This is a genomic window from Nonlabens sp. MB-3u-79 (genome assembly GCF_002831625.1).
In the GTDB taxonomy this organism is placed as follows: Bacteria; Bacteroidota; Bacteroidia; order Flavobacteriales; family Flavobacteriaceae; genus Nonlabens.
The window spans coordinates 1,320,400-1,332,660 of the sequence record NZ_CP025116.1; the positions used below are offsets into that span (position 1 = coordinate 1,320,400).

The window sequence follows — 12,261 nt, forward strand, 5'->3', positions numbered from 1 at the left end:
ATCTAAAATAGGGATCACAACCTATTGATAAACAGAGTGTTGAACTTTTAACGAGTTTTTGTACCCATTCGTAGAACAAGAGGTTAAAACCGTAGTTTTCATCACGGCTCAGCCCAGTTTAGAAGTGGTTCCTAAAAAAAATAATGAAAAAAAAATGGAAGAAGTTATCCACGCTTTCGCGAAAGCGAAACGCTTAAAAATAATTGTTATAAACGCAGATTTCAAATAACTCGATTAAAACTCCTTTGCAATTTCTTCGAGTTCAGCATACCATTCTTGGCCAAATTTTCTAATCAAAGGTTCTTTTAAAAACTTATAGACAGGAACTCCTAATTCGGCCCCTAATTCACAAGCATCGTCACAAATTTGCCATTTGTGGTAATTCACAGCTTTGAAGTCTGTGTATTCTTGAATGCGTGCTGGGTATAAATGACAAGAAATGGGTTTGTAGAAAGTCGTTTTACCGTCTCGATAAGCCGTTTCTATACCGCAAAGCGCTGTTCCATCCTCCTTAAAAGTTGCGTAAGCACATTCGGCACCATTAACGAGTGGTGTCTCCAGCTCACCGCTTTCTCGCTCGACCCAGGTCCCTTGCTCTTTAATAGCAGCAATACCTTCCGGACGTAAAAAAGGTTTTATATTTTCAAACTCGCGATCTAGAATATCGAGTTCTTTTTGCTCTAGTGGTGCGCCAGCTTCTCCAGCGACACAACAAACCCCCTTACAGGCGCTAATATTGCACACAAAGTCTTTTTCAAGAAGATCATCAGAAATGATGGTTTTTCCTAACTGGAACATATAAAAAGTATTTAGCTGCAAAGATACCCTTTGAAAAATCAAAAATAAATGTAAAATCAAAAACAAGTCTAACTTTTATTTGATCTCGATGGTATCACTTGAAATCGAATATGGCTAAGGATCTCCCCTTTAAAAGTAACTTCTATCGTATGTGATTTGGTTGCTCCACTCTAGAGAACTGTCTGTAGGACCATGATCTTAGCGGTGATTGGATTTGAATCTTATAAAACTAAAACAATAAAGCTTTCACACAACCATTACCAACTACAGTAATAAAGGCACTTTAATGACATAGCAATCTCTAGATAAAAAATTTAGTAGGTTTTCTAATTCATTTATATTTGCAGGACACACAACAACCTTATGAGATATAACCGAATTTTATTAAAACTATCTGGAGAATCCTTAATGGGCGAGCGACAGTACGGTATTGACCCAAAACGCCTAGCTACATATGCTGAAGAAATAAAGGAAGTAACCGATCTAGGTGTTGAAGTTGCCGTAGTGATAGGCGGCGGAAATATTTTTAGAGGCGTGTCAGGAGCTAGTAACGGAATGGACCGCGTTCAAGGTGATCATATGGGAATGCTAGCCACTGTGATTAACGGTCTTGCACTACAAAGTGCTTTGGAGAACGCTGGAGTGCCTACTAGATTGCAAACTGCTATCAAAATAAATGAGGTGGCAGAGCCTTTTATACGTCGTAAAGCGATGAGACACCTGGAGAAGGGTCGTGTAGTTATATTTGGTGGTGGAACCGGGAACCCTTATTTCACAACTGATAGTGCTGCTGTTCTTAGAGCCATAGAAATTGAAGCAGATGTTATTCTTAAAGGAACCAGAGTAGATGGAATTTATACCGCAGACCCTGAAAAGGACGCTACAGCGACTAAATTTGACTTCATCACCTTTGAGGAGGTATTGCGTAAAGGATTGAAAGTAATGGATACCACTGCTTTTACATTAAGCCAAGAAAACGAATTACCCATTATTGTCTTTGATATGAATACCCATGGGAATTTACTCAAGCTATTGAATGGAGAGAAGATAGGAACTAAAGTACAATTGTAATAAGGGCAATATATTTGCTCAGCAACTTATAAAAACAGTAGTGATGACAGAAGAAATCGATTTCATACTAGATAGCACCAAAGAAAACATGGATAACGCTATCGCACATTTAGAAAAACAATTATTGAGTATACGTGCCGGTAAAGCCATGCCTGCAATGTTAAGTACTGTTATGGTAGATTATTACGGCAGCCAGACACCATTAACCCAGGTAGCTAATATTTCTACTCCAGACGCGCGTACCTTAAGTATACAGCCTTGGGAAAAAGGAATGATTACCGAAATAGAAAAAGGAATCATGTATGCAAACCTAGGTTTGAATCCTATGAATAATGGAGAAAGCATCATTATAAGTGTTCCTGCGCTTACAGAAGAACGACGTAAAGATCTTACCAAACAAGCAAAATCAGAAGGCGAAGAAGCAAAAATAGGGGTGCGTAATGACCGTAAGGTGGCGATGAACGAACTTAAGAAACTCGATATATCTGAAGACCTACTTAAAAATGCTGAAGGTGATGTGCAAAACCTAACCAACAAGTATGTTATAAAAATTGAAGAGCATTTGGTAGTGAAAGAAAAGGAGATCATGACGGTATAATAGATCAGGTCCTATTCTCTCAGAATAAAGGCTTTCTAAAAAGCAACAATACTTGAGTGTCATCTCCAGCCTGTCGAAAACCTGCAGTATATTCCTATGCTGCCAACTTCGATATGCTTCTTTTGATAATTAAAGAATGCCTTTTAGAGAGCCTTTTTGATGCTCTTATAAACAATAACTAAATGAATATGCTTGTTCTATTTTTATCATTTCTAAGCCAGTCTTAATTTTATGAAATTATTTTTTAGGATTTTGTTTTTGTTTTTATGCACGATTACTTGGGCACAACACCAAGGTGCGCAAGAGGCAGAATTATTAATGGCTAAAGTGCTTATTTCTAAAAAGAAAAATGACCCTACGCACAAGCTTAACTCCTACAGGTACGATGCTTACGAGAATTTAAAAGTTTCTGGAGATCCAGAAGCCTTAACAGGACCAGGTTATAAAAAAACCGAACTTCGTAAAACCCTTAAGAAAACAGGTGTTTTTTTTGCAGAAAAAACATCCCGTCATATTTACGATCATATAGAAGGATACAAAGAGGTTATTAAAGGGGCAAACATGCCCGGTTTTGACGAGCCTGTTTATCCTATTTACAATATTGACTTCCAGTCAGAGAATATATACGATGAAAAGTATATCATTTTTGACCAAGAATACATCAGTCCATTAAATGAGAAGTCCATTTCTCTGTATAACTTTCAAATAGTACAGGACTCCATTATCGCAGGCAGGCCTGTTTTTAAATTGCGTTTCTCGCCTAGAGAAGAAAAAGAACCTCAGTTGTTTTCTGGACTTCTGTACATCGACCAGCAAACTTATGGAGTTGCAAAAGCTATTTTTGAAAAGGAAGGAAATCTTTATATCAACGCTTATCACGAATTTGTTTATGACGAGGTGTTTTCGCTGTGGTTCAACAGTTCAAGAAAGCTATTTGTACGACAAGAAAAAACTATAAAAGAGCTGGAATTATTCGGCGCGAGATTGGAAGTAGGAATTGAGAACAGCACTGATGAAGACCAAAAAGTAGCAGAGGAGCTTTACTTGATTATTGAAGCTGTTAACTCTAATTTTAAAACCAATAAAGGTCTGGATTATGGAAGACGTGGTCTTAAAATAGAAGTTCAGGACTCAGCTATCCATCAACAAAAAATCTACTGGGAGAAATACAGGGGAGCAGATGCCTTCTCTACGACAGAGCTGGCTCAGTTTATGAATTTAGACAGTATAGTAGATGCAACAAAAATCACTCGAAAATTAGAAACACTGGATAAATTTAAAGTGGGCTATTTCCCAGTCAGTGTGGTAGATATTGATTTGAAATACCTGGTGAAATACAACGATTATGAAGCTTTTAGATTAGGAATAGGTGGACAGACTAATGAAAAGTTGAGCGAAAGTTTTAGAATTAATGGTTACCTAGCTTATGGAACTAAAGACGACGTTTTAAAACATAAAATAGGAATAGGTTACCGGATCAGTAAGGAAAAAAACACTTGGCTTAATATTTACAAACAAGACGATATTACTGAATTTGCCGCAGAGAGTTTTTTGACAGACGCACGAGTGTACTCACTTTTTGAGCCTAGACTGATCAATATTCCTACGTTCTATTTGTATAAAGAATATGGGATGTCGTTGCAACAGCGTTTATTTCCCTCTGTGATTAGTGAGGTCTCGCTTTCGCGAAAGCGGGTTTCTCAAACAACAAATTACCAATTCATTCCAGATAATGAGGTTTTTACAGATTACGTGCTAGCGGAGGTTTCTCTAGGAGCAAGGTGGAGTCCAGTAAGTGAATTCATGCGCACGCCAAAAGGCTATCAAGAAATATCTAGAGGTTATCCTATTTTAAGTGGGCAAATTACACAAGGTATTAAAGGATTTACAGAAAGTAATTTTAATTACCTTAAAGTGTCAGGTAAGGTGGAGTACGCTTTTAATAGACCAGATAAATCCAGCACAGAACTCCTGTTAGAAGGTCATTATAGTGCAGGAGAAGTGCCCTTAACGCATCTGTACCACGCTTATCCTAATGCACCTAATAAAGATGAGATCTTACAACGATTCTCGGTTGCAGGAAGGCGTAGTTTTGAAACGATGTATTTCAATGAATTCTTTTCTGATAAGCTCCTGGTAGGTCAGGTAAAACATCACTTTGCTCCTTTTAATATTTTCTCTTTTTTAAAGCCAGAGATGGTTCTAATTTCCAAGGTTGCTTGGGGCGATTTAGACAATGCACAGCGGCACCAAAATGTAGCTATCAATACCTTAGAAAAAGGCTATTTTGAAAGTGGTTTTGAGTTGAATAAATTACTATTTGGGTTTGGATTGAGTGCGAGTTATCGCTACGGCGCCTACCATCTCCCTGATTTTGCAGATAATGTTGCTGTAAAATTTACCTTCTATCTAGAGCTTTAATATCCATAAAGCTGATGGGAACTCTTATGAAATTTGCACCTTTACTTTGTTAAAAGCAAATCCAAATCAATGCATTGTGTTAAGGTTTCTTAATTTATACCAATTTGCTTTTTAAATGGCGTGTTAAAAATTTGAATTGTATTTTATCCAGTTTAGGAATAAAATCTAAGCATAGCACTAGCTACGGTTCTATTTTATGACGACAAATGGGTGAAAAAGAAACTAATTTTATGCGGCATTTGAAAGTTAAATTGGTATTACCCTGTGCACAACACATTAAATAACTAATCGCTAAATAATCACACGTTTTAAAAGTACATTTGCACGTCTTAAAATGATGCATGCAAAAGTTATTTAGTTTTAGATTTTGGAACGGTATTGCTAGACTGATACTGCGCAATAGAGAGATTATTCTCGGGATTATTGTGATCATAACTATCGCTCTTGCCACACAGTGGAAGTACATGCAATTCACGCATTCGGAGGCAAACCTTCTTCCAGATGATCATCCCGTAAATGAGGAGTATAATAAGTTTCTAGATAAATTTGGCGAAGAAGGAAACCTTATCATCTTAGGGGTAGAGAATAAAAACGTAAGTAACTTTAAAAGCTTTAATGCATGGAATGAGCTAGCAGATACTCTAGCTACTTTTAAGGAAGTAGAATTAGTGCTGTCCACTTCTAACTTACCCAACTTATCAAAGACAGAAGACAATACCCAGTTTATTATTGCGCCTGTTCTTAAAGAACCTCTTCAAAATAATAAGGAGTTGATAGCTTTTAAAAAGAAGCTCTTCAATGATTTGCCTTTTTATAAAAACTTGATCTATTCAGAAAAGGATAGCGTGATACGTACCGCTATTTATCTAAAGAAAGAGATCGTAAACACTAAGGAACGTGCCGATTTTATCATGGATAAATTTCAACCACTTGTTCAAGAATATTCCAGTGCAAACCAGTTGGATGTCAGGGCTTCTGGAATGCCTTATATCAGGACCCTCAATTCTCAGAATATTGTTGATGAGATAGGGATGTTTTTAATCGCTGCCTTAGCTATTACCTCTGGTATTTTCTTCTTTTTCTTTAGATCTTGGCGAGCGACTTTTATCTCCATCGTCACCGTGGTCATAGGAGTGATGTGGGCTTTTGGTATTCTAGGATGGATAGGGTATGAAATTACGGTTCTCACGGCATTAATCCCGCCTTTGATTATTGTGATCGGAATTCCCAATTGTATTTTCTTGATCAATAAATACCAACAAGAAATAAAAAAACACGGTAATCAAGCCTTGTCATTGCAACGTGTTATCACTAAAGTAGGTAATGCAACTTTGATGACTAACCTTACTACCGCCAGCGGTTTTGCGACTTTTATCTTTACAGAAAGTAAGTTGTTGGTAGAATTTGGTGTAGTAGCCAGTATATGTATTATCGCGATATTTTTATTGAGCTTGATGATTATTCCTATTATCTATAGTTATTTACCTATACCTAAGGAACGTCATTTACAGCATTTAGGTAAAACATGGATCAATAAATTTGTGAACTGGAATGAGCGGATGGTAAAAAGACAGCGCATTCCTATTTATATTACTAGTGTTGTGGTCCTTATTTTGAGTTTTATAGGGATCTATCAAATCAAAGTTTCTGGGAGTTTGATAGAAGACATGCCTAAAGGAATGCAGTTTTATAAGGATATCAAGTTTTTTGAAGAGAGCTTTGATGGAATTATGCCATTGGAAATAGTAGTTTATAGTAAAAACGAAAAAGTAACGGCTCTTAAAACACTCAAAAAACTAAACAAACTAGAAGAGCATATCATTGAAACACCTGAGCTTTCCCGACCTATGTCACTGGTGTCTGCAATTAAATTCAGTAAGCAGGCTTTTTATGGGGGTGATCCAGAATATTTTGATTTACCTTCTACTTATGACGCAGTTACCATGTCTCAACTGGTAAAGAAAAGTTCAAAGGATATTTCTCTAATGAAAAGTTTTGTGGACAGTACCGGGCAACATGCTCGTATCACTACGTTTATGAAGGATATGGGAACAGATCGCATGGAGCGTGTAGAAGAAAACCTACGGGAAAAGATTCAAGCCATATTTCCTGAAGATCGTTATGAAGTTACTATTACAGGAAAAGCCTTGGTCTTTCAAAAAGGAACCGATTACCTCATTAATAACTTGATACTTTCTTTATCACTGGCCATTGTGCTTATCGCTCTTTTTATGGCGTGGATGTTCAGGTCCTTACGCATGATTTTTGTATCACTAGTGCCTAACTTATTGCCGCTACTCATTACCGCTGGGTTGATGGGTTATCTAGGAGTCCCTATAAAACCATCTACTATTTTGGTGTTTTCCATAGCCTTTGGTATTTCTGTGGATGATACGATTCACTTCCTTGCCAAATACCGTCAAGAACTTATGGCAAATAAATGGCGTATTAAAAGATCTGTTTATGGAGCTTTAAAAGAAACAGGTGTGAGCATGTTTTATACTTCTATAGTTTTGTTTTTTGGCTTCTTGACCTTCACATTTTCTAGTTTTGGAGGTACTGTTGCTTTGGGAGCATTAGTCAGTGCTACCTTGCTTTTTGCGATGGCAGCAAACCTTTTGTTGTTGCCTAGCATGCTGCTTTCTTTAGAGAGAAGCATTGCCAACGAGCGCACGTTTAAAAAGCCGGCGATTCCTCTTATTGAGCCAGTGCAGGGAGAGGAAGAGGATTAGAGCCTTAACACCACTTTTGTTTTTCTGGAGAAAAGGAAAGCTGATGTATAGGTAGCTCAGGGCGAAAGCGAGACCCACCACAAACAGCACCACATTTACAAGCCTTATTAATTGTTCTATAGGCTCATAAAAATTATATTTGCCATACTGAATTGATCAAGAAAACCAATGAAAAGAATAGCAGCAATACTCCAATCTGACCCTAGTATGGTCGAGATTACCGTAAAAGGTTGGGTACGTAGTTTTAGAAACGATAGATTTATAGCACTTAACGATGGTTCTACCATTCATAATTTACAAGCCGTAATAGAGCCAGAAAATCAGGAACGTGATGTGTTAGATAAGATTACAGTTGCGGCTGCAGTTGCTGTAACGGGAACACTGGTTGAAAGTGAAGGTTCTGGACAACGTATAGAATTACAAGCTACTAAAGTGGAAGTTCTTGCCACAGCAGACCCCGAAGAAGTTAAAAAAACAATTTTATCTCCTAAAAAACACAAGCTCGAGACTTTACGAGAACAAGCGCATTTAAGAGTGCGTACCAATACTTTTGGCGCGGTAATGCGGGTAAGAGCAGCGCTGTCTTTTGCAGTACACAGCTATTTTCAAAAGGAAGGATTCTATCAAGCCCACACACCTATCATCACAGGAAGTGATGCAGAAGGTGCGGGAGAAATGTTTAGAATATCCACTTTAGATCCTAAAAATCCACCATTGGATGAGGAAGGAAATATTGATTACAAGCAAGATTTCTTTGAGAAAGAATCTAACCTTACTGTTTCTGGGCAACTGGAAGCCGAAACTTATGCGATGGGACTAGGTCAAGTATATACCTTCGGACCAACTTTTAGAGCAGAAAATTCCAATACGTCTCGTCACCTAGCCGAATTCTGGATGATAGAACCTGAGGTAGCTTTTAATGATCTAAATGCCAACATGGATCTGGCCGAAGATTTTATCAAATATGTGGTAGAATATGCCCTTAAGAACTGTGCTGATGATATTGAGTTTCTTGAAAACAGGTTGACAGAAGAGGATAAAAGTAAGCCGGTGGCCGAGCGCAGTCCTATGCCATTAAGAGAGAAGCTTGCATTTATAGGAAAGAACAACTTTAAGCGTGTCTCTTATACAGAAGCAATTGATATCTTAAGAAACTCTAAGCCTAATAAAAAGAAAAAATTCAAATACATCATTGATGAATGGGGAGCAGATCTACAATCAGAGCACGAGCGTTATCTGGTAGAAAAGCATTTTGAATGCCCTGTCATCTTATTTGATTATCCTGCAAAAATAAAAGCCTTTTATATGAGGTTAAATGATGCAGATAGTGAAGGTCGTGAAACCGTAAGAGCTATGGATATTTTATTCCCTGGCATAGGTGAAATAGTAGGGGGGTCACAACGGGAAGAACGTTATGACGTCCTGAAAGGAAAAATGGATGCAATGGGTATTCCTTTAGAAGAGTTAGGATGGTATCTAGAAATGCGTAAATTCGGTAGTGTGGTGCACAGTGGGTTCGGTCTCGGATTTGAAAGACTGGTTATGTTTGTAACTGGAATGGGAAATGTAAGAGATGTGATCCCTTATCCACGTACTCCTGGAAACGCTTCTTTTTAAAAGCAATTCAACTATATGTAAGTCCTGATTTCTAAACCAGAAATCAGGATTTTCTGTTTGCTAAGAAGCTAAAGGTGTAGGTTTGTTATAATTTTAACAACTTTGTCTTTAATCAAATGGGCTTTTAGTATTTTTACTTAGTTATAAAACAAACATGCTTAAACAGTCACTAAATTTTAAACTCTCTCAGAAGTTATCTCCTCAACAAATACAGTTGATGAAGTTGATACAATTGCCTACACAGGCTTTTGAGCAACGAGTAAAATCAGAACTGGAAGAAAACCCAGCCCTAGATGATGGACAGGAAAAATCTGATGATGAGTATGATGAGTTTTCTAATGAAGAAGACTACGAGGACGGAAATGAGTCTATTGAAACAGACGATATTAATGTAGATGATTACCTGAGTGATGACGACATTCCTGAATACCGCACAAAAGCAAATAATTACAGCGCAGATGACGATGAGAAAAGCATTCCATATGCTGCTGGAAAGTCCTTCACGCAAACCTTATTAGAGCAACTCAACACCCGTAGATTAAGTGAAGATCATCGAGCGATTGCAGAGTTTCTTGTGGGGAGTATTGATGCGAGTGGTTATATAAGAAGATCGCTGGAAGATATAACTGATGACCTTGCTTTTACCATGAACTTGTATACAGAAGTGGAAGAGGTGGAAAAAGTACTTCGGGTAGTTCATGAATTAGATCCTGTCGGGGTAGGAGCTCGTGATTTGCAAGAGTGTTTGCTGTTACAGCTTTCGCGAAAGCGGAAAACAGAAAGTAATGAGATCGCCATAAAATTAATAAGAGATTCGTTTGATGCATTTAGTAAGAAGCATTATGCGAAAATCATGGCCAAATACGATATTACCGAAGATGAATTACGCGATGCGATAGATGATATAGAGCATTTAAACCCCAAGCCTGGGGGTTCTTATGCAGGCGGAAGTTCTCGTGTGGTAGAACAAGTAGTTCCTGATTTCACTATTAGAATTAAAGATGGCGAATTGGAACTCACACTCAACGGCCGTAATGCGCCAGAGTTGCATGTATCTAGAGATTATTCTAATATGTTGCGCGGTTATAAAGAGGCTAAAGAAAAAACCAAATCTCAAAAAGATGCGGTGATGTTTATCAAACAAAAATTAGATGGTGCTAAATGGTTTATTGACGCTATCAAGCAACGACAAGAAACTTTATTTGTGACCATGTCTACCATTATGCATTATCAGCAGGCTTATTTTCATTCTGGAGATGAGCGTAATTTAAGACCTATGATCTTAAAGGATATTGCAGATAAGATTGATATGGATGTTTCTACGGTTTCTCGTGTGGCAAATTCTAAATATGTCGACACCCCTTATGGAACTAAATTAATCAAAGAATTCTTTTCAGAATCCATGACCAATACCGATGGTGAGGAGGTTTCCACTAGAGAGATTAAGAAGATTCTGGAGACTGTTATTAATGATGAAAGCAAGAAAAAGCCGCTTACAGATCAAAAACTAGCTGAACTTCTTAAGGAAAAGGGCTATCCTATCGCTCGTAGAACAGTTGCTAAGTACAGAGAGCAATTAGATATTCCGGTGGCACGTTTAAGAAAAGAGATTTAGAGCCCTATGAAGTGGTTTCTAAAGCTGTGGAGCTACATTGTCAACCCGCTATTTATTCCTTCTCTAGTATCGCTATGGTACTTTAATTTCAACTATTATAACGACCCAGAGAGTGTGCAGTTAAAATTGTACCTCATTGTTATTCTCACCGCTGCCATTCCGTTACTCGTTTATACGATCCTTAAGATATTAGGGATGGTAAATAGCGTTCACCTTTCCAGTACGAAGGAACGCATCACTCCTTTACTGGTCTACATGATCTTGTTAGTTATATTGTTGCGGGGTGCCTTTAGAGACGGTCTGCATTTATCATTGTATTACTTTTTTATAGGAATCTTGATCGCAGCCTTGGTAGCCACTTTAATGACTGCTATGAGATATAAAATAAGTCTTCACTTGATGGCAACCGGGGGTATCTTGGGTTTTTTAATCATGCTTTCTTTTATTCAAGGCATAAGTCTCTTGTTACCTATGGCCCTGATGGGGATCGTTTCTGGTCTTACGGCGACCTCTAGGTTGAGTATGAAAGCGCATAAAGGACACGAACTTATTTTTGGGTTTGCAGTAGGCTTGGTAAGTCAGGTGCTTGCTTTTAGTTATTCTTTATCTTAAAGAAGAATTACTTAAAGAATATAAAACTCAACACCAAATTTGAGGGGTTGTAGATCAACACGCTGGTTATCTATTAAAGCATCTTTATTGAATAAGTTGATCAAATCATACTGCACAAAGGCATTAAAACTTCCATTTCCAAGGGTAAGTGTTGCTGCATAGCGCAATCGATTCAATTCTGGAATATCAGTTTTGATAATGCTCGTATCTGCGCTTTTAAATTTTGCTTTATAACTATAGATATAAGAGAGTTTGACTCCCGCATAAATGCGCCAAAAGCTATTATTAGTAGGAGTAGAAGTACGCCATCTCAATTGAATGGGCATCTCAATAAGGTTGGTGTTGAGTCTATTGCGATCTACGTTATTACTGTCATCAATAATGCTAAAAATAGTCTCGCCACTAGGGTCTTCACCTATAAATAGGTTGGAGTTGTAAGTATTAGTAGAAATGCCTAGCCCGACGCCTATTGCTAGATTACGTCGCTTATTGACAGGCATGTCTCTGATAAAACCCATATGAAGACCTCCAGAAAATCCGTTTTGGGAGAAAGAACTAGGCTTATTACTGATAAGGTTAAAAGAAAGCCCAATATAGAACTGGTCTTCTCTATAGAGGGAATCCACGACATTAGGTATAGCGTTTTCCTGTTGCTTTTTATCTTGAGCAACAGAAGAGAAGATCCCTAATAAAAAGAATAAAAGCATGAAAACAAACCTCATATAGTACATCTATAGTTCAAAAGTAAAGGTATAAAAATAGCCGTTCTTAAGAGAACGGCTATTTTAATTTTTTTA

Annotated in this window: 10 protein-coding genes; 8 read left to right on the plus strand and 2 right to left on the minus strand. The window is 37.6% G+C overall.

Annotated elements, in window-relative coordinates; all coding sequences use genetic code 11:
• The first annotated feature begins 58 nt into the window (after positions 1–58).
• A complete protein-coding gene (locus CW736_RS14035) occupies positions 59–229 on the plus strand; it encodes a hypothetical protein (protein ID WP_157810890.1) in 171 nt (56 codons plus the stop codon).
• Positions 230–234: 5 nt separating this feature from the next.
• Here the strand turns inward: CW736_RS14035 and CW736_RS05835 are convergent, their stop codons facing one another.
• Positions 235–798, minus strand: a complete 564-nt coding sequence (locus CW736_RS05835) for a DUF3109 family protein (RefSeq protein ID WP_101013087.1) — start codon at positions 796–798, stop codon at positions 235–237.
• A 363-nt stretch (positions 799–1,161) separates the two neighbouring features.
• Here CW736_RS05835 and pyrH point away from each other — a divergent pair, with 363 nt between their 5' ends.
• The 7 genes from pyrH (at position 1,162) to CW736_RS05870 (ending at position 11,464) form a co-directional block, all read left to right on the plus strand.
• Positions 1,162–1,869 (plus strand): UMP kinase, encoded by a 708-nt coding sequence (pyrH, locus tag CW736_RS05840; RefSeq protein WP_101013088.1) that lies wholly within the window; start codon positions 1,162–1,164, stop codon positions 1,867–1,869.
• Positions 1,870–1,912: 43 nt separating this feature from the next.
• Complete coding sequence (gene frr, locus CW736_RS05845) at positions 1,913–2,467, plus strand: ribosome recycling factor (protein ID WP_101013089.1); 555 nt, start codon at positions 1,913–1,915, stop codon at positions 2,465–2,467.
• A gap of 231 nt (positions 2,468–2,698) precedes the next feature.
• Positions 2,699–4,888: a DUF5686 family protein gene (locus CW736_RS05850; RefSeq protein ID WP_101013090.1), complete on the plus strand. Its 2,190-nt coding sequence runs from the start codon at positions 2,699–2,701 to the stop codon at positions 4,886–4,888.
• Between the two features lie 341 nt (positions 4,889–5,229).
• Positions 5,230–7,620, plus strand: a complete 2,391-nt coding sequence (locus tag CW736_RS05855; RefSeq protein ID WP_101013091.1) for an efflux RND transporter permease subunit — start codon at positions 5,230–5,232, stop codon at positions 7,618–7,620.
• 168 nt (positions 7,621–7,788) lie between these two features.
• Positions 7,789–9,237 carry an asparagine--tRNA ligase gene (asnS, locus tag CW736_RS05860; protein WP_101013092.1) on the plus strand — a complete coding sequence of 483 codons (1,449 nt, stop codon included), beginning with the start codon at positions 7,789–7,791 and terminating at the stop codon, positions 9,235–9,237.
• Positions 9,238–9,391: 154 nt separating this feature from the next.
• Positions 9,392–10,852, plus strand: coding sequence for an RNA polymerase factor sigma-54 (gene rpoN / locus CW736_RS05865; RefSeq protein WP_101013093.1), 1,461 nt, complete (start codon positions 9,392–9,394; stop codon positions 10,850–10,852).
• Between the two features lie 6 nt (positions 10,853–10,858).
• Positions 10,859–11,464: a hypothetical protein gene (locus CW736_RS05870; protein ID WP_232735430.1), complete on the plus strand. Its 606-nt coding sequence runs from the start codon at positions 10,859–10,861 to the stop codon at positions 11,462–11,464.
• Positions 11,465–11,475: 11 nt separating this feature from the next.
• Here the strand turns inward: CW736_RS05870 and CW736_RS05875 are convergent, their stop codons facing one another.
• Positions 11,476–12,186, minus strand: a complete 711-nt coding sequence (locus CW736_RS05875; protein WP_101013094.1) for a porin family protein — start codon at positions 12,184–12,186, stop codon at positions 11,476–11,478.
• Positions 12,187–12,261 lie beyond the last annotated feature (75 nt).